13 protein-coding genes, 2 pseudogenes and 1 riboswitch are annotated in these 19,017 nt (G+C 56.5%); of the genes and pseudogenes, 9 read left to right on the top strand and 6 right to left on the bottom strand.

Annotation, left to right across the window (positions count from 1 at the left end):
• Nucleotides 1-22: 22 nt before the first annotated feature.
• The 8 genes and pseudogenes from MGLY_RS18715 to MGLY_RS03375 form a co-directional block, all read left to right on the top strand.
• Nucleotides 23-205 (top strand): annotated as a pseudogene (locus tag MGLY_RS18715) (type II toxin-antitoxin system HicB family antitoxin); the annotation flags it as partial.
• Between the two features lie 371 nt (nucleotides 206-576).
• Nucleotides 577-1,347, top strand: a pseudogene (locus tag MGLY_RS03405) (pterin-binding domain-containing protein); the annotation flags it as partial.
• 295 nt (nucleotides 1,348-1,642) lie between these two features.
• Nucleotides 1,643-3,004: a hypothetical protein gene (locus MGLY_RS03400; protein WP_156271749.1), complete on the top strand. Its 1,362-nt coding sequence runs from the start codon at nucleotides 1,643-1,645 to the stop codon at nucleotides 3,002-3,004.
• A gap of 39 nt (nucleotides 3,005-3,043) precedes the next feature.
• Nucleotides 3,044-3,325 carry an EscU/YscU/HrcU family type III secretion system export apparatus switch protein gene (locus MGLY_RS03395; protein WP_156271747.1) on the top strand — a complete coding sequence of 94 codons (282 nt, stop codon included), beginning with the start codon at nucleotides 3,044-3,046 and terminating at the stop codon, nucleotides 3,323-3,325.
• Between the two features lie 324 nt (nucleotides 3,326-3,649).
• Complete coding sequence (locus MGLY_RS03390) at nucleotides 3,650-4,840, top strand: YgeY family selenium metabolism-linked hydrolase (protein WP_156271745.1); 1,191 nt, start codon at nucleotides 3,650-3,652, stop codon at nucleotides 4,838-4,840.
• 188 nt (nucleotides 4,841-5,028) lie between these two features.
• Nucleotides 5,029-5,115: riboswitch (cyclic di-GMP riboswitch) on the top strand.
• A gap of 370 nt (nucleotides 5,116-5,485) precedes the next feature.
• Entirely contained in the window at nucleotides 5,486-7,933 is a 2,448-nt protein-coding gene (locus MGLY_RS03385; RefSeq protein WP_156271743.1) for a DMSO/selenate family reductase complex A subunit, read from the top strand.
• A 12-nt stretch (nucleotides 7,934-7,945) separates the two neighbouring features.
• Complete coding sequence (locus tag MGLY_RS03380) at nucleotides 7,946-8,533, top strand: DMSO/selenate family reductase complex B subunit (protein ID WP_156271741.1); 588 nt, start codon at nucleotides 7,946-7,948, stop codon at nucleotides 8,531-8,533.
• An 18-nt stretch (nucleotides 8,534-8,551) separates the two neighbouring features.
• Nucleotides 8,552-9,403, top strand: a complete 852-nt coding sequence (locus MGLY_RS03375; protein WP_156271739.1) for a dimethyl sulfoxide reductase anchor subunit family protein — start codon at nucleotides 8,552-8,554, stop codon at nucleotides 9,401-9,403.
• Nucleotides 9,404-10,043: 640 nt separating this feature from the next.
• On the opposite strand, the gene MGLY_RS03370 is transcribed toward MGLY_RS03375, so the two are convergent.
• From MGLY_RS03370 to MGLY_RS03360, 3 genes are read right to left on the bottom strand one after another with little or no spacing between them, the layout of a single operon-like run.
• On the bottom strand, nucleotides 10,044-10,340 hold the full coding sequence (locus MGLY_RS03370; RefSeq protein WP_156271738.1) for a hypothetical protein: 297 nt from the start codon (nucleotides 10,338-10,340) through the stop codon (nucleotides 10,044-10,046).
• The gene (gene dinB / locus MGLY_RS03365) at nucleotides 10,327-11,526 is read right to left on the bottom strand and encodes a DNA polymerase IV (RefSeq protein WP_156271737.1); all 1,200 of its coding nucleotides are present in this window, start codon (nucleotides 11,524-11,526) and stop codon (nucleotides 10,327-10,329) included. Before dinB ends, MGLY_RS03370 begins: the two co-directional genes overlap by 14 nt.
• A 34-nt stretch (nucleotides 11,527-11,560) precedes the next feature.
• Nucleotides 11,561-11,953 carry a helix-turn-helix domain-containing protein gene (locus MGLY_RS03360; RefSeq protein ID WP_246187405.1) on the bottom strand — a complete coding sequence of 131 codons (393 nt, stop codon included), beginning with the start codon at nucleotides 11,951-11,953 and terminating at the stop codon, nucleotides 11,561-11,563.
• Between the two features lie 177 nt (nucleotides 11,954-12,130).
• On the opposite strand from MGLY_RS03360, the gene gmk reads away from it, so the two are divergent.
• Complete coding sequence (gmk, locus tag MGLY_RS03355; protein ID WP_156271735.1) at nucleotides 12,131-12,766, top strand: guanylate kinase; 636 nt, start codon at nucleotides 12,131-12,133, stop codon at nucleotides 12,764-12,766.
• 109 nt (nucleotides 12,767-12,875) lie between these two features.
• Here gmk and cydD read toward each other — a convergent pair whose 3' ends face one another.
• The 3 genes from cydD to MGLY_RS03340 all read right to left on the bottom strand — a co-directional run bounded on the left by cydD (nucleotide 12,876) and on the right by MGLY_RS03340 (nucleotide 18,987).
• A complete protein-coding gene (gene cydD / locus MGLY_RS18115) occupies nucleotides 12,876-16,520 on the bottom strand; it encodes a thiol reductant ABC exporter subunit CydD (protein ID WP_170290906.1) in 3,645 nt (1,214 codons plus the stop codon).
• Between the two features lie 86 nt (nucleotides 16,521-16,606).
• Nucleotides 16,607-17,611 carry a cytochrome d ubiquinol oxidase subunit II gene (gene cydB, locus MGLY_RS03345; RefSeq protein ID WP_156271734.1) on the bottom strand — a complete coding sequence of 335 codons (1,005 nt, stop codon included), beginning with the start codon at nucleotides 17,609-17,611 and terminating at the stop codon, nucleotides 16,607-16,609.
• On the bottom strand, nucleotides 17,602-18,987 hold the full coding sequence (locus MGLY_RS03340; protein ID WP_156271733.1) for a cytochrome ubiquinol oxidase subunit I: 1,386 nt from the start codon (nucleotides 18,985-18,987) through the stop codon (nucleotides 17,602-17,604). The genes cydB and MGLY_RS03340 overlap by 10 nt, the downstream gene beginning before the upstream one ends.
• Nucleotides 18,988-19,017 lie beyond the last annotated feature (30 nt).

Genomic DNA, 19,017 nt, shown 5'->3' with positions numbered 1-19,017 from the left:
CTATACGGCACGTTAAACAAAGATCAGTTCCGGTTACCTGGGGCAACTGGTCGAGTGGCCTGAGGTAATAACTGAAGGGAAAACCCTGGAAGAGTGTAGAGAGATGCTTAAGGATGCCCTGCGGGAGATGATTCTGGCCTATCGCCAGCAAAAGAAAGAAATTCCCCCTGGAGGCGCATTATTAGAACAGGTGCCGGTGGAGTTGATATCGCCGTGGCCGTACATGTTAGCCCTAACTACTTGTGCCGCCTGTTTCGTAAAGAGCTGGCCATCAGTGTTATGGATTATCTCATGGAAATCCGCATTGATCACGCCAAAAGGCTGCTGGAAAATACTAATTTATTTAAAGGTTTCCGAAGTTGCTTCCAGGGGTAGTATAACAAGAAAGAGGGGTGAGCTTATCACCAGCAGTAAATTATCGGAGAAAAGGTAGTTGCAGGTATTATTTAACATTGAAAGGGGCGGATGATTTGTGAGCGAAAAAAATAAACCCGTCATTTCTGTACTTGACGAACGTCAGTCGGCAAAAACGAATATCAAGCATGGCCCCCGGGGTTAAGGTCTACCGACGAAGTAAAGGGAGAGTTCAATCGCGATCAGGCCAGGGTTTTACTTGCCGGACAAGAAGAAATGTCGGCCCTGACCGGGTTGCCGGTCATGCTGGATGTCATCGCCAGTACCACCGCCGCCATGATCAATTACCTGGAGTTCCTGGCTGCAGAAACTACGGTACCGCTATTGGTCGATTCCATGTCGGCTACGGTAAGGATGGAAACCCTGCGTCATTTTGCTGGCTCCGCCCTGTGCTCACGTTTAATTTATAATTCCCTCGACATTAACTTTAGCGAAGCCGAATTGGAAGCGATAGCCGCTGCGGGGATAAAGAATGCCGTCATTATGGCCTTCTCCAATACAGCCCTAAACCCGGCGGCCAAACTAAAACTCTTTCAGGATAAGCTCCTCCCAGCCGCCAGAACTGCAGGTATCGAGAATATCCTGGTCGATCCGGGAGTGTTGGATATCGCCAGCATTGGCTGGACGGCTGCAGCCATGGAGAAAATCAGGACGGCAACAGGTTTTCCAGTCGACTGTGCCCCGGCCAATGCCCTCTACACTTGGAAACGTGCCCGAGGTCTGACAACTCCCGCCTTTGAGGCGGCGGCAGCAGGGGCCATTTTTTCCTATCTCATAAGTCATGGAGCAGACTTTATATTTTACGGGCCCGTTGGTAATGCTACCTGGGCTTTTCCCGCCCGTGCTACTGCCGATGCTATTCGCACCTATGCAGCCCGCCTGCAGGGTGTTCGTCCCCTTGTCCCCGATCCACCCCTGAACCGGTTTTTATAGCTTCACGGGAAGGAAATTTAAAATACCTGCTGCCAACTTTGGATTACCGGCCGGATGGCGGTTCGATGAAAGGATCTCTGGCATGTCACCTATGGCCTAGTGAGTAGAGGCACTCCCGGAGGAAACGGGGAGACAAACGGATAGTCTGGACTTAAAGGTGATATGCCAGGGTCTACTCTAATTACCGTGAATCTTATTTAAAATCATGCCCCGTCCTCCGATATGATAGAATGTCTATAGTTATCCAACCAGTACTAAGTACCTGTCCGCAACCAACTACCTGGGGGGCTTTACTATGAACCTGATCTTAACTGATCTGAGGACCGAGGCCGGTAAAGCTGTAGCTGCCAGGATGGCAGGAGCCGTAAAAGGTAGCCGGGGGCTGGCCTGGGAGGTGGGGCAGGTACTCCAGGGCAAAGTGCTCGGCCAGCGGGGAACGGGCTATTTTATCCTGGAGCTCGAAGGTCGAGAGATCCTGGCTCGTACTCCCTTTTTCTTATCCCCCGGTGATTTGGTCAGCCTGCAGGTCCAGGAGCGCCAGGGAAGCCTTTACATGGTCAAACTCCTTTCCCGGGACGGGTTAACGACAAATGACATCCCCGGGGAAATTCTTGCCCGGTTGGGGCTTAAAGACACACCCCTGCACCGTTCCCTGGTGCAAAAATTTATCAGCCACAGGCTCCCGTTGCAACAAGAATTATTGGGGCAGGTAAAACAGGCTCTGGCCCTCCTTGGCAGTGAGGACGAGGAAGGGATAGAAGTGGTTTTACAGGCCCTAAAGCTGGGAGTCTTGCCCCGGACAGACGCCCTCAAGCTCCTGCAGGAGTTTATGCTGGGGGAGAAAGACCCGGGGCAGGCAGGGATGACGCGCCTGGCCCGTTTTATCCCTCTCCTGGCAGATTTAATTGACGGTTTAGCCGGGGAGAAGGGAGAGGAGGCCAGGCTTCTTTACCAGGAACTCAGGACCCTGGTGGCTTCCCTGGTCCTTAAGCCGGAGGAAGGCGAGGTAAAGGTAGCGGAGCAGTTGCGCAACCTGTTATCCTCCCAGTTACCTGCCAGGGATGGTGTCGCCCCTTTCAGGTCCCTACCTTTGAATGGGCTAATAGAAAAATTGGACTATCTTTTACAGGCCATACGGGATGGTAGCCGGGAAACAGGCCAGGATGCCAGCGGCAAACTCCTCGAGACTGGCAAAATGATTGCCAGGCAGCTGGCCGGGCAGCTGATTTTCCAATGGTGCGGTAAGGAGAACGAACTCCGGAGCCACCTTTATTTTACCCTGCCCCTGTGGAAAAACAATGAGGTAACTACCTGGGGGCAGCTGGTGATTAAAAAAGAGAGAAGGGGAAACAGCCCCATTGATCGCCAGAATTTTAATATCTCTATCCTAGTTGATACGGAGAATTTGGGCTGCCTGTTGCTGGAAATAAGTATCTGGCAGAGGGAGGTCAGGGTCCAGGGAAGGGTGGAGAAGGAATGGGTGGGCCGGTTGATAAATGAATCCTGGCCGGCTCTCCAGGGTGCCTTTGCCCGCCTGGGCTACCATTTGCATGGGTATAAATGGCAGCCAGGTATCGTTCCCCGGTGTCTTATACCCTGGGAAATGGCTTCCGGGGAAACCAGCTCCCAGATCGGCTTTCTGGATAAGAGGGTTTAACCTGTTTCACCGGAACGGGGGTAAAGGAAAAGCGCAGCCATGAAGGAGCAGGAAGGGGTAAGAAAGGCGGTAGCCCTGCGATATAACAGCGAGCAAGATAAAGCACCCCGGGTAGTGGCTTCCGGTAGGGGGGCTATAGCCGATAAAATCATTACCACGGCCAGGGAAGCTGGCGTCCCTATCCACCGGGACACCCATCTGACGGAGATGTTAGCAGGGTTAGATATCGGGTCTGAGATTCCGGTCGAACTGTACCAGATAGTAGCTGAGATTCTGGTCTTTATTTATTCTTTAGACTTGGGCGGGAAAAAGCTAAAATAGAAAAATGACGGGGCGGGGAGTCGTTGTAAAAGCGACCCCCTGTCTGGCGTTTATGAGGTCAAAATTTAGCGGGTGTTTACCCAAACTTTTACGCAGAGGTAAGATTATGGCCCAGGGAAGGCTATAACAATCTAATATATGTCAAGGGTAGTTTCCGTAGCGGATCCTTTGTGCTAAACTTATTCTGGATTCAAAGAAAGTCCCGCTGGCTCACCTCGGTACCAGCACTTACTGTGGAGAGGCTCAGACAGCCTTCGACAGGGGCATTGACGCTACTATCAAGACCGGGCCGGAAGTTTTAAGGCTTAGGGGAGGTGCGCTAAAATGGTAACTCCTGAAAGGGAAAGGCGCATTATCGACTTTTGTCGCCGCTTGATTCAGACCCCCAGTGTGACCGGAAAGGAAAAGGATGTTGCTTCCCTGGTTCAGCAGGAGATGGTTTCTTTAGGCTATACCGAGACCTGGATCGATGAGCTGGGCAATGTGATAGGTCGCGTGGCAGGCCGGGGGCAGGGCCCTGCCATCCTCTTCGATGGCCACCTGGACACGGTGGATGTAACCGAACCCGGGACCTGGCAACACCCACCCTTCCAGGGCCGACTGGTTGACGGCAGAATCTACGGCCGGGGAGCTGCCGACATGAAGGGAGCCTTAGCCGCCATGGTGTGTGCCATAGGTTTCCTGGCCCAGGATGGCGTAAATAGGGGCGGGGATCTCTACGTAACCGGTACTGTGGTGGAAGAAGTGGCTGAAGGAGTTGCTTTGAGCCATATTTTAAAAAAAATACGCCCGGCTGCAGTGGTTATCGGCGAAGCCACCGGCCTAAACCTTAACTTTGGCCAGCGCGGCAGGGCGGAAATCGTTCTCGAAACCCGGGGCCGGCCGGCCCACTCTGCCAACCCGGGGGTAGGTGTAAATGCCGTATATAAAATGCTGCCCCTGGTAGAGGCCGTCCGCCATCTGGAGCTTCCCATCGATCCCCTTCTGGGCCCGGCCATAATGGAACTGACGGACATCATCTCGTCGCCCTACCCGGGGGCTTCAGTGGTGCCTCAGCGCTGTCGCGCCACCTTCGACAGGCGCCTGCTGGCAGGGGAAGAACCGGACCAGGTCCTGATGCCGCTTCAATCCATAATTGTAGCAGGCCGGCTTAAGGATCCGGAACTTGAGGCCGAGGCTATGATAGCCCCCCTGGATATTACTACTTACACCGGCCGGGCCTTAAAGGGCCTAAAATTTGCCCCGGCCTGGTGTATAGATAAGGGGCACCCCCTGGTGGCCGCAGCCCGGGAAGCCCTCGTCAAGGCAGGCCTGCAGCCCTCCCTTGCAACCTACTGGTTCTGCACTAACGGCAGCGGGTCGGCCGGGAAGTTGGAGATACCCACCGTCGGGTTCGGGCCCGGCCGGGAAAGCCAGGCCCATGTTACCGATGAGTATATTGAGGTGGATGAACTATTGGCTGCGGCCAAAGGCTACTACAGCCTGGCTGGAACTTTGAGCATCAGCGGCCTGTAGTTGAAAAAGGAGACTCAAATCCCTTAAGCCGCTTGCTGGCCGGCTGAACAAAAGCTAATCCTTTGGAGAAGGGCTGGCCAAATGAGAGGGTTTACAAACGTCAAAAGTATGCCTCGCCCGCGGAAAAAAACACTCTTCTTTTCCATAATTCCCCTAAACCAACGGTAAACTCACTTTCCCTTAGTATCCTATGTTCAAGGCAAACCTGTCGAAAGGCAGGGGCGCAAAGCCATGGGTCTAAGGCTTGTATAAGCTATGATTGCTAGGTTACCGGTGGACCTTCTGGGAGTGGTTAACGACCCCAAAAGGGTGTCCACAAATGGTTAACAGTAGAGTTAAGGCGCCAGATTCCTTTGTCACCATATACAAAAATGTAGGGGTTATTTTTAATGAAGCGTCCAAAGGGAAAAAACCACGCCTGTTGAAAATAACAGGCAAGCAATATGAATGTTAACACTGTCCATTATTCAGGGTTAGGTACCATTCGTTTGTGTATTAGTTAACAAAAGGGGAGGGGTAGATTTGATGGTTAATATAAAGGTAAAAAGATGCTCTTTATGGAATTAAACATGTGTGTAAATGTGAATGTTAGTACACTACCTAATTATTAAATTATCATATACAAAAAAGTGGGGGTTAAATGCCATGTGCGCTGCAGAAAAAGGAAGACTTCATGGGAATGGGAAACTGAATCCAGTAATAAGCCGGCGTTCTTTTCTTAAGTGGAGCGCAATCGCAGGCGGAAGCATAGCTTTGACAGGCTGTAACCTTACTGGAGGAGCCAATAGCAAAACAGCCACGAATTTAGCCAGGACCTCAGGGGAAAAAGAACTTATCGTACCAACCAGCTGTATTCACAATTGCGGTGGACGCTGTTTACTCAAAGCCCATGTTAAAGATGGGGTAATTGTACGCTTAAGCACTGATGATCAGGGGCCGGATACCTTTGAAGTACCCCAGGTGCGAGCGTGCCAGAGGGGCAGGTCCCAGTTAAAACGCCTTTATCATCCTGACCGTCTTAAATACCCTATGAAACGGGTGGGCGAACGGGGTGAGGGCAAATTTGTAAGGATTTCCTGGGACGAAGCCCTGGATACCATTGCCCAGAAAATGAAAGAAATAAAAGCGCGCTATGGCAATGAAGCATTTTACTATGTCTATGCCTCCGGTACTATTGGCGCCACCCTCTATAACTGTTATGCTGAATTTCCCACCTGCGGAGGACCATTGCAGCGCCTCTTAAACCTGTTTGGCGGCTATTTGAATTACTATGGTAACTATAGTGCCGCCCAGTATTATTATGTCGTCCCTATGATGTTTGGTGCCCTGGGAGGCAATAGCCCTAAAGACCTGCGTCATGCCCGTTTAATTGTACTCTGGGGGCATAATCCTGTCGAAACGAAACTGGCTGGTGCCGGGGGCGCCTGGTATTTACAGCAGGCCAAAAAGGCAGGCGCTAAAATTATTGTAATCGATCCGCGCTACAGCGATACCGTGGGCAGTTTGGCCGATGAATGGATTCCCATACGACCGGGTACGGACATGGCCTTAGTCTCGGCAATTGCTTACGTTCTGATAGAAGAGGGACTTTACGACCAGGAATTTCTCAACCGTTATACAGTCGGCTTTGATGAAGAGCATATGCCGCCGGGTTATCCACCGCAGGAGTGTTATAAGAACTATATTCTGGGGAAACAGGACGGTCAGCCCAAAACACCGGAATGGGCTGAACCGATCACGCGTATTCCGGCTAACCGTATCCGCCAACTGGCACGGGAAATGGCCAGGATAAAACCAATGACGATATTGCAGGGCTGGGGTATGCAAAGAAGGGCTTATGGCGAACAGATTGTAAGGGGAATTCCGGTGCTGGCCGCCATGACCGGTAACGGCGGTAAACCAGGCAGTGGCCCGGGACTCGATATGATAAGCCCCCCAATGCCCATGGGTGTTTACCCCACAGGCAACAATCCGGTAAAAGCAACGATCTCCTTCTTCACTTTCACTGATGCAATAATCCGGGGTACGGAAATGGGACCCCAGGATGGGGTAGTGGGGGTCGAACGCTTATCCAGTAATATTAAATTTATTTGGAACTATGCTGGTAATGCCCTTATTAACCAGCACGCTAATACAAAACGAACCCATGAAATTCTTCGCGATCCGAATAAAGTAGAATTTATTGTGGTCCATGATCTTTTTATGACTCCCAGTGCCAGATATGCCGATATTTTATTACCAGATACCCATCATTTTGAACGTAATGACATCGCTACCTCAACGTGGGCCCATATTGCCGGAATCGGTTACGCTATCTTTATGAATAAAGTCATTGAACCTCCGTATGAATGTCGTAATATGCTGGATATCTGTACTGAGCTAGCTCGTCGCCTGGGCCTGGAAAAGGAATTTACGGAGGGCAAAAGTGAAGAAGATTGGTTGCGGGAAATGGTAAACACCGCACGGCAAAAATTACCGGATTTTCCTGATTACGAGGCATTTAAGAAGATGGGGATTTATAAACTCTCCCCAGATAAGGAAGGAACTGGAATAGGGTTTATAGATTTTTATCGTGACCCGGAACATCATCCCCTGGATACGCCCTCAGGCAAGATCCAGATTTTCGACCCGCGGATGTATGATAAAGGTAACCCCAAAGAGATCCCGGCTGTTCCCAAATATATTGAGGAATGGGAAAGCCCCTGGAGCCAGGAAGGGCAAAAATATCCATTGCAGGCCATCGGTCACCATTATAAACACCGCGTTCATTCTACCTTTGATAACATCTCCTGGCTGGAGGAAGCAGCACCCCAGGTGGCCTTTTTAAACCCGCTGGATGCCGGCGCAAGGGGTATCAAAGATGGTGACATGGTACGCATTTTTAACGACCGGGGCGAAATCATCATGCCCTGCCGGGTAACACCGCGGATTATGCCCGGGGTGGTAGATATTCCCCAGGGTGCCTGGTTTATGCCTGATGTCCGGGGAACAGACCGCAGAGGATGTATCAATACCCTCACATCACACCGGGTTAACCCCCTCGCTTTTGGCAATGCTCAGAATACGATTCAAGTTCAGGTAGAGAAAGCATAGGAGGTGGTACCAATGGCCGGACAGCTAGGTTTTCACGTCCAGCAGGACCGCTGTATCGGCTGCTTTACCTGCCAGATCGCCTGCAAGGATAAAAACGACCTGGAGGTAGGACAGCTCTTCAGGAAAGTCCATGAGATAGCCGGCGGCGGCTATACCGTGGTGGGCAACAACGCCGTTAAAGCCGACGTCTACGCCTACTGGATTTCAATAAGTTGCAACCACTGCCAGGAGGCGCCCTGCGTTAAGAACTGCCCCACCGGCGCTATGCAGAAGCGCCCGGAGGATGGGGTCGTCTTTGTCGATCAGAATAAATGTATCGGTTGCCGTTACTGCGTCTGGAGCTGCCCCTACGAGGCGCCCCAGTATAACCCCGAAAGCGGCAAGGTAGGCAAGTGCGACTTCTGCCGCGATCTCCTGGCCAAAGGGGAACAGCCGGCCTGCGTAACCGCCTGCCCCATGCGGGTACTGGATTTCGGCCCCCTGGACGAACTCAAGAAGAAATACGGCGGTACCAACCAGATCAAAGGCCTGCCTGACCCCAACCTTACCAAACCTTCAATTTTAATAACTCCCCACCGGGATGCAGCCCTGGGGAAATAGGAATGGGAGGAGAAGCTAATGGGTAAAGAATGGGCGCTGGTACTTTTCACCTTACTGGCCCAGATGAGCGTAGGTTTAATGGTCGTCGCCCAGGCCTTGAATTTAAAGCAGAGGGAAGGGCTCAAGCCGGTTCTCCTGTGGGTAGGCATCCTTATGGCGGCCAGCATGATTGTCTCTCTAGGACACCTGGGCAGCCCTGTAGGAGCGCCGCTGGCTGTTCTGAATTTGAAGACCTCGTGGCTCAGCCGGGAGATTTTCTTCTCGGCCGGGTTCTTCGTCCTGTGGCTGGTGAGTTACTATGTTGAGGTGCGCAGCGGGGCCGGTGAGGGGGCCAGGGCCGCCCTGGGCTGGCTGGCCGGCCTGTGCGGGATAATAGCCCTCGTCAGCATGGCCAACATCTATGTCCACACCATCCTGCCGGCGTGGGAGACGGCCTATACCCATATAGTCTTCTACAGTACGGCCCTGGTGCTGGGGGCCATCCTCTACGCCGTGCTGGCCTACCGGGCCCGGCAGGAAGGCCAGGGAAGCATGCTGAAAACAACGGTCATCCTGGCGGTCATCGGCGTGGCCCTGCAGCTGGTCAGCCTGCCGCCCTACCTGGCCAGCTTGAGCGCCGGACCGGTAGCGGCGCAGGAGAGTGCCCGCCTGCTCCTGGGAGCAGCGCCGGCCCTGGTATTGAGCCAGGCCCTGGCGATAATCGGTGGCCTTGTCTTTACCTTCCTGGCCCTGCGGGCGTACGGCGAAAATGGTTCGGCCCTGACGGGACAGTGGCTCTACGGCGCCCTGGCCCTCCTCATCCTGGCCGAACTAGCCAGCCGCTATCTTTTCTATGCCACCGGGGTCAGCATTATGGTCGGCCAGTTCTAGGGCCGCCGGGCGTTGCGGGCAAAAGGGGTCATCCCCTGCCGCACTTTGGACCCCGGAGGTTATTGGTCTGCCCGCCGAGCGCTTTTCCCTGGGAGGGGGCTCCAAGCCGGCCCGGTCTCACGGTGGGGGAGGGGCAGATCAGGCGGTCCAATGCCGGCGGCCATGGGCTGGTGCAAATTTTTCCGTTCCCTGGTGTGCGGGATTAAAATCCCCGGCATAGAAATTACCTCCATCCCTTCTCCCTCTCAGCGTATAAACGCCAGGTCGCGGGCCCTTATCTTGCGGCGACCCAGGAGGAGAGGCGGGGGGCATTTTGAGGAGGTTTGTTATGGAAAAGACATCTGGCTGGAGGCCGATACGATTGAGCTGGCAGCAGTTATGGAAGGAACCTCTTTAAGATTAACGGCTAGTGCCGTTCCAAAAAAATAATTAAGATAAAAGATGATTTTGGGATTCTGCGTCGAATCTTCTCTACAGGAGGAGATCGACCATGTGCTTATACGTACGCTCCGAGGCCTTCACTGCCCTTCATTTTCCGGCACTGGACCACCTTCTCCCGAATATCGTTATACTATATTTTGATGCAGGCGATAGTTTGCGGAAAGCCAGTGGTGCACGGGTTTTGTGGAACTGAAAAACGCTAACCCCTGGGGCAGTAGAAACCGCAGGCCTGTCTTTCCGGCCGGACCTTCGCCACAGCTTTGACCAGGGCTTCTTTGCCAGCCAGCCAGATAAAGTCCCGGGCCTGGAGCTCCACCGGCACCCGGCGTTCCCCGGTAAGATAGAGGTCCAGGGTGGCCAGGCAGGCCGGTTTATTTTCTTCCCGGCCCAGGATCAAGGCATAATAGCGGCAACCCATGCAGGTGGCCGAGGCCCGGTCTTTAAGCCCCGGCAGCATCAGCCGGTGGCCTTCATACAAAGCGTTAGCCCCGCGCATAGAGGACACCCACCCCCGTCAGGGACGCTGCCCGAAAGACGGCCCTTTCCCCGTAGCGGTTTTTCAACCGGTCGCAGGCCCGGTCCAGGCGGGCCTGTTTTTCCACCCGGCCGAAGAGGTCTTCCTGGCGCACCTCTGCCGGTACCAGGCCGGCCAGGCTCACCCCCACCAGCCGAACCGGCCGCCAGGGCGGCCAGTGGCGGCGCAGGAGCCGCCGGGCCGCCGTGTAAATATCGGCAGCCGTATCGGTATAACGGGGCAGGGTAAAAGACCGCCCCAGCCAGTTGAACTCAGCGCCTTTAAGGCTTATACTCACCGTGCGCCCCAGGTAATTTCCCAGGCGCGCCCGCCGGGCCACCAGCTCGGCCAGCTCCAGTAAAACCACTTCAATCTCCTCATAACCATAGTAGTCCCGCGGCAGGGTGATCTGGTGGCTGATGGATTTCACCCTTTCCAGGGAGTGAGGGTCCACCGGGCTGCCGTCAACGCCGTGGGCGCACTGGTGTAAAACCTGTCCCACCACGCCGAAGCGCTTGACCAGCACCTCGACAGGGAAGCAGGCCAGGTCGCCGATGGTATGGATGCCGAGTTTGGCCAAATAAGCCTCCATGCGGGGGCCGACGCCGAAAAGCTTCCTCACCGGCAGGGGCCACATTTTTACAGGGACATCCGGGTAATCCAGGACCGTCAGGCCGTCGGGCTTTTGCATCTCGGCCGCCATCTTGGCCAGGAGCTTGGAAGGCCCCAGGCCGATGCTGGTGGTAATGCCCACTTCGTCTTTGATCCTCTGCTTCAGCCGCCGGGCGATGGCCAGGGGTGAGCCGTGGAGTTCCCGGCAGCCACGGACATCCAGCCAGGCTTCATCAATGGAGAAGGGCTCCACCAGGGGAGTAAAGTCCCGCATGATGCGTAAAAGGCGGGTGGAAAATTCGATGTACAGGTCATGGCGGGGAGGGATGAAAATGCCGTCCGGGCAGAGGCTCTTTGCCTCCCGGACGGTCATCCCCGTTTGGATGCCGTAACCCCGTTTGGCCTCATAGCTGGCTGCCAGGACAATGCCGTGGCGGGTGGCCTCCCGGCCGGCGACGATAACCGGGCGCCCGCGTAAAACCGGGTCCAGGGCCTGGTGGACGGAGGCGAAGAAGCTGTTGGCGTCGCAGAGGAGAATGATGCAGGAGGAAGACATCTACGCTCGCCACCGGAACAAATGTTTGAATATATTATACCTCCGGTGGCGGCAGGTGGCAAGAGAGAGGAGAACGGATGTGTGAAAGAAAAATTTGCCAGTAGGCAAAGGTGCTGCTAGTGCCACCCCCAAAAAGACATACATCATATTGGAAAGAAATACCAATATTAGGCAACCCATATCTTTCGCTGTTCTTTGAGAATCTTTTTATCTTTATGCCAGTTCCTGTAGGCAATGTATCGGCGGATCGCCAGCAGTTAGGCACAGCATGCTGGGGAGTCCGCTCTCTATTCTTCTTATGAGCCAGGCCTGTAACACCTTCAGCTTCTATCCTTTCCTTCAAGCGGATTACCTGGCGTTCACTTAAGTCCAGGACCTCAGCAGCCTGCCTGTTGGTAATCTTGCCTTTAACGGCTTGTTCAATCACAAAACACCCTGCGCGAATCTTTGGTACTCAAAAAGATTTCTCCTCCCATAGTGACATTTTCTCAGTCCGCTTACAGGGTGACAATATCACAGTCTGGTGACACAGGATTAAAGCTGGCATTGCTTCGGCTGGGGTAGTATGTTAAAATGGAACTAAATATCTTTCACTGGTGGCAGCATGGTAAGGGAACTTATAAAGGATCTGGTAGTCAACTTCCAAGCTGAGGATAAAAGGAACAGGAAGGGTTTCTTTTTCGTCGTTTCCGGGCCTTCCGGGGTGGGGAAGAATACGCTGCTGAACTATGCCCTGGAGCGGGTCCGGGGTATTTACTACCTCCCCTCAATAACCACCCGCCCCATGCGACCGGGGGAAGCCCAGGGCTTCCCGTATTTTTTTGTCAGCAAAGCTGATTTTGAAGCAATGATCGCTCAAGGAGCCTTCCTGGAATGGAAGCAGATTCATTCCGGGGACTACTACGGTACCCATTTACCGACAATTGTTTATGCCCTGGAGAACGGCTATGACATTATTACCGACATGGATGTCCTGGGATGCGTTGAGGTCATGGAGCGCTTCCCTGAAAATGTCGTCCCGATTTTTATTGCCCCGCCAAATATGGAAGAATTGCGCCAGCGGCTGGCCGGGAGGGAAAAGGACGCCGGGGTGATAGCCAGAAGGCTGGAACGGGTGGACATGGAAATGGGCTATGTCGATAGGTACCGGCACGTGATCGTTAACGACGACCTGGAGCGGGCCGGGAAAGAGCTGGTCCGGATTTTAGAGCAATATTCCCAAAGTGGTACTAAAAAGTAAGGGCTAACTGTCCAGCCTCGGCAGAGGCTGAAAAAATCAGCCCAGAGCTTAAGCTGGCCGATTATTTTCACCCGGGGAGCGACATATCAAGGCAGTCCCCGGGCTTTTTCTAAAGTAATACTTCGTGCTGCAGCTCCCACATCCGGCGGTAAAGCCCTTCTTGCCGGAGAAGCTCCTCATGCCGTCCCCGCTGGACTACCCGTCCCTTATCCAGGACCAGGATCTCATCCATGGCCTCCAGGCCTGCCAGGCGGTGGGTTATGATCAGGGTGGTCCGGCCGGCCATTAAACGGTAGATAGCCTGCATTATTTCCTCCTCAGTTACCGGGTCCAGGCCGGTGGTGGCTTCATCCAGCACCAGGATGGGGGCGTTTTTCAGAAGGGCGCGGGCAATGGCCAGGCGCTGGCGCTGGCCTCCGGAGAGTTTCAGTCCCTCTTCACCGATACAGGTGTCATATCCCCGGGGCAGGCTCTGGATAAATTCGTGCAGCCGGGCTTGCCGCGCGGCCTGCCGGATCTCCTCCTGGCTCGCGCCGGGCCTGGCCAGCAGGAGGTTTTCGCCAATGGTAGTATGGAAGAGATGGGTGCGTTGGGAAACTACAGCTACCAGGCGCCGCAGCTCTTCCTGGGGATAGGCCTTGAGTTCGTGTCCCCCCAGGCGGATGGACCCTTCCTCGTAATCCCAAAAGCGCAGGAGCAGATTTACTAATGTGCTTTTTCCGGCCCCGCTGGGACCGACAATGGCCAGCCGGCCGCCCTCGGGCAGGGTAAAGTCGATGCCGTCCAGGACCCAGGGTTCTCCCGGGGCGTAACGAAAGCGCAGTCCTTTTATCTGCAGGTGGTATCCCGCTGGCTGTGGTGCGGGGCCGGGCGGGTCCTGGACGGCAGGCCGGGTATCGGTAAGGGCGAAGAGCCGCCGGGCTGCGGCCAGGCTTGCCTCCAGGTGCTCAAAGATCATAGGCAGGGGCAGGACGGCCTCAAAGCTAGCGGCCGCCCCCAGGGCCAGCATGGCCAGGTAGATACCGTCCAGCTGGCCGTGGTCCACCAGGGGGATGGCCAGCCCCAGGACCGACCACAGGGCCAGGTTCATGGCCAAGCCTGTCAGGGCGGCTGCCAGCCCGGTCCTCCAGGCCTCGTGGCCCTGGAGAACCAGCAGTTCCTGGCTCAAGGCGGCGATGCGTTCCTGCTGCTGCCTGGCGCGGCCGAAGGCCAGGATTTCAGGCATGCCCTGGACGGTATCCACCAGGGCGGCGTTAAGGGCCGCCCGCACCTCCCCCTGCTGCCGGACTGCACTCCGGCCAGCAGCCTTCAGGCCCAGGGGCGCAATGATGCCGGCCCCAAGGAAAAATAACAGCCAGGCCAGGGCCGGCTTGACAGCAAAATGGGCCAGGAAAACGAAAACTGCCACCATTACCAGCAGGGCCACCAGGGGCGGGGCCAGGACGCGGAGATAAAAGTTTTCCAGGGTCGCCACATCGGCCACGACCCGGCTCAGTAAGTCACCACTGTGGTGGTCCGGTAACCGGGCCGGGGCCAGGGGTTCAAGGGCCTGGTAAAAGGAAACCCGCAGCCGGCTGAGGATGTGCAAGGTTACGCTATGGTTGACATAACGTTCCAGGTAGCGACTGGCGGCGCGGGAGATACCAAAAAAGCGCACCCCGACGATGGGGAGCATGAGGTCTAAAACCGGCGGGTGGAGGGCGGCGCTGGCAATGAGAAAGGCAGCGGTAGCTATGAGGCCGACGTTGCTTGCCACGGTGAAAAAGCCCAGCAGGGTGGCCCCAAGGATGGATTTCCAGAAAGGTGCTATTAAACCCAGGAGGCGGATGAAGGTACCGGCGGTGGTAGTTCTCCGCTTAAGAGAGGTAGGGCTTATCCGCCGGTACATGGTGGCGCAGCTCTGTGGGTCAGGGGCAGGCGTACTTCCAGGCCCTTCATCCCGGGCAACAGACCTTCCGGCCGCACAATGAAAGGCCGTGACCAGGCGGTAATAGGCACCCTGGTGCGCCATGAGGTCCTCGTGTCGCCCCGTTTCTACCACCCGGCCGGAGGCCAGGACCACGATGCGGTCCGCCCGGTAGACGGTGCTGAGGCGGTGAGCGATAATCAGTACCGTGCGGCCCTCCATCAGGCGTTCCAGGGCTGCCTGGATTACCTGGTCACCGGCAGGGTCCAGGCCGGCGGTAACTTCGTCCAGGATTAACAGGGGGGCATCTTTAAGGAAGGCCCGGGCAATGGCCAGGCGCCGGGCCTGGCCGCCGCTCAAGCGCAGCCCCCGTTCACCAACGGGCGTATCATAGCCCCGGGGCAGGGCGGCAATGAACTCGTGGGCCCCGGCGAGGCGGGCCGCTGCCACCACTTCCTCCCGCGAGGCATCCGGACGTCCCAGGAGGATATTGTCGGCTATAGTACCGCAGAAAAGGTAGGGATGCTGGGGTACCAGGGCCACCTGCCGGCGCCATTCCTCCAGGGGGATCTGGTTTAAAGGAAGGCCGTTGACCGTAATCTGTCCCCGGCCGGGCTCCAGGAAACGCAGGAGCAGGTGGGCGATGGTGCTTTTCCCCCCGCCGCTGGGACCCACCAGGGCCACCTTTTCCCCCGGGCGGAGTTCCAGGGAGACATCCTCCAGGGCCGGCCGGTCTCTATCCTGGTAGACATAATGAACCCTTGCCAGGACAATATGCAGTCCCGGTTGCAGCGCCTGGTTGCCCCTGCCCTCCGGGAGATTTCCTGTTTCCGTGCCATTAGCCGGGGATTTAACCGTCACGCCCGCTACCGCTGTGGCCGGGGTAGTATAAGGGCCTGCCATATCCAGAACGGCAAAGATCCGCCGGGCAGCGCTGACGCCGGCCAGGCCGGCATGGAACTGGCTGCCCAGGAGCCGCAGGGGCAGGTAGAATTCCGGGGCTACCAGCAAAAGGAAGAGAGCTTCATTAAAGGGTATCCGGGCATAAACCAGGCGCAGTCCCACGGTAACGGCCACCAGGGCGGTGCTGATGGTAGCTACGAGTTCCAGCACCAGGGCCGAGAGAAAGGCCACCCGCAGCACTCCCAGGGTGGTGGACCGGAAACGGTCACTGAGGCGGGCCAGGACCTCGGCCTGGGCCTTGCTGCGGCCGAAAATTTTCAGGGTGGGGAGGCCCTGCAAGACATCCAGGAAGTGGGCGCTCAGGCCGCTTAAAGTTTGCCACTGCTGCTGGCTGAGGGTTTCTGCCCGCCTGCCGATGAGGACCATGAACAGGGGGATCAGGGGGGCAGTGAAAAAGAGAAGCAGGCCGGAAAGCAGGTCCAGGGGGAAGACAAAGCCCAGGACCAGGAGGGGCACCAGGGCCGCCAGGGCCAGCTGGGGCAAATAGCGGGCAAAATAGGCCTCCAGGGCCTCAACACCCTCCACCAGGACGTTGACCAGTTCCCCGGTATGCTCATCCTTTAAAGGTACCGGCCCCAGGGCCAGCAGGTGGCCCACCAGGCGCCGGCGCAGGTCATATTTGATCCGGGCCGCGGCCCGGTGGGCCGCCACCTCCCCAACCCAGGCCAGGCCCGCCCGCAAGAAAATAATCCCCAGGAGGGCCATGAGCCAGGGCCAGACACCACGCAGGTCCTGCCCTGCCAGGAAGACCCCGTTCACCACCCGGGCCAGGTAGCTGGCCTGTAAAATGGCCAGGAGGCCGGCCCCCACTCCCAGCCCCACCGTAAGGGCCAGGTGGGAGCGGACCTTCCCGGCCTCGCGCATTAAATCTTTATCCAGCATCATATCTTCTGCCCCTAGCCGGAGAGTCCTGGATAGCCCTTATAAGTAGTTGCTGCAGCCAGTTCCAGCAGGCCTCCCGTTTTTCACCGCTAATATTCCAGGTTTCTGGCCTTAACCCGCTGGCGGAAGACCCAGTAGGTCCAGCCCTGGTAAAGGAGCACCACCGGTACCAGGGTGAGGGCGACGATGGTCATAACTTTAAGGGTATAGGGGCTGGAGGAGGCCTGGTAAATGGTCAGGCTCCACCGGGGATTCAGGCTGGAAACCATCACCCGGGGAAAGAGGCCGCCAAAGAGAGCCGCAGTGCCCAGGAGGATGGCCAGACCGTTTAAGATAAAAGCCCCGCCGTAGCTCCGGGAGCTGAGCAACCACCAGGCCAGGAGAAGGGTTACCAGGGCGCCCCAGAAGGAGATTCCCGCTACCGGCCGGGTAAAAATATCGGTTTCCCGGTAACTCATAATTAGCAGCAGGAGGAGGGCCGCCACAGCGCCGGTACCTATCTTTAACCCCGCCTGCCGGGCGCGCTCCGGCAGTTCATCCCCGGTTTTGAGGGCCAGGAAAAGTGCCCCCTGCAGGGTGAAAAGGAGAAGAGAGGTCAAGCCCCCCAGCAGGGTGTAGGGGGAAAGGAGATCGAAAAAGGTACCGGCATACTGCATCCGGGCGTCAATGGGTACGCCCCGGATCAGGTTGGCCATGGCCACGCCCCAGAGGAGGGCCGGCAAGAGGCTCCCCAGGAAAAGCATCCAGTCCCAGAAGTTACGCCAGGCCGGGCGGTCATCCTTGCTGCGGAATTCAAAGGCTACCCCGCGCACGATCAGGGCGACGAGGATAAGGAATAACGCCAGGTAAAAGCCGCTGAAAAGGGTGGCGTACCAGTGGGGGAAGGCGGCAAACATGGCCCCGCCGGCGGTGAGCATCCACACCTCGTTGCCGTCCCAGAAGGGGCCGATGCTGTTGATGATGGCGCGGCGCTCCCTATCGCTTTTCCCCAGGAAGGGCAGCAGGATACCGACGCCGTAGTCAAAGCCCTCCAGGAAAAAGAAGCCGGCAAAAAGGACGGCTACCAGGATAAACCAGAGGATAGTTAGATCCATAATGATACCTCCCCGGAATTATCTAACATCCTGGTGGCAGGAGTTGTCTCAACACCCTGCCGGGCGTATTTAGCCAGGAGGTAGACGTCGGCTACCGCCAGGACCCCGTACAGCAGGGTAAAGACCACCAGGGTCGTCAAAATAGCGGCAGCGGATACCCCGGGCGAAACGGCCGCCTCGACTCGCTGCAGCCCGTAGACAATCCAGGGATAGCGGCCGATCTCGGCCATCAACCAGCCGGCGGTGTTGGCGAGATAGGGCACGGGAATGCTCCAGAGGAGGGCCTTGAGGACCAGGGGCTTTTCTTCCAGCCGCCCCCGCCGCCAGAGGTACAGGCTGTAAAGGGACAGTAAAATTAACCACAGCCCGGCGACGACCATCAGGCGGAAGCTCCAGAAGACCGTTGTGACCGGCGGGATATAATTGCCGGGGCCGTAGCTGGCCTCTGCCGCGGCCTGGAGATCCTTCAGGCCTTTAACCTCGCCCTGGAAGCTGTTATAGGTAAGAAAACTGGCCAGGGCGGGAATCTTAATCTCGAAGGTATTGGTCTGGTCTTTTGCATCAACCAGGGCCACCAGGGCCAGGGGGGCCGGGCCGGCGCTTTCCCACAGGGCTTCGGCCGCCGCCATCTTCATGGGCTGGGCATTGACCAGGTACTGGCCCTGGAAGTGGCCGACGGCCGCCACCAGCAGGCTGCTGATGACGCCCGTTATCAAAGCCAGCCGGAAGGAACGGCGGAAGGGCTCTAATTGGCTTTGCCGCAGGAGGTGGTAGGCACTGATCCCCATGACGAAAAAGGAGGCTGTCACAAAGCCGGCCAGGACGGTGTGGGGGAATTGATAGAGGACATGGGGGTTGGTCAGCAGGGCAAAGAAATCCGTCATCTCGGCCCGGCCGTTACGCAAGACATAGCCCACCGGCTCCTGCATAAAGGAGTTGGCCACCAGGATCCAGAAGGCGGAAAGGTTGGTGCCGATGGCCACCAGCCAGATGCAGGCGGCGTGGAGGGCTTTAGGCAGCTTATCCCAGCCAAAGAGCCACAGGCCCAGAAAGGTGGATTCCAGGAAAAAGGCGGCCAGGGCTTCTACGGCCAGGGGGGCGCCGAAAATATCCCCGACGAAACGGGAGTATTCGGACCAGTTCATGCCGAAATGAAACTCCTGGACGATACCGGTCACCACGCCCATGGCAAAGTTGATGAGGAAGAGCCTGCCCCAGAAGCGGGCCATGTTCTTGTAAGTTTCATCACCAGTGCGTACATAGATGGTCTCCATGATGGCCACCAGGACGGATAGTCCCAGGGTCAGGGGGACGAAGAGGAAGTGGTAAACCGAGGTAATCCCGAACTGCCACCTGGCCAGCAAGAGTGCATCCATAACTTTTCTCCTCCCCTCAAAATACATCAA

Source organism: Moorella glycerini (assembly GCF_009735625.1).
In the GTDB taxonomy this organism is placed as follows: Bacteria; Bacillota; DSM-521; order Neomoorellales; family Neomoorellaceae; genus Neomoorella; species Neomoorella glycerini.
This window is presented reverse-complemented; position numbering and strand designations above follow the sequence as displayed.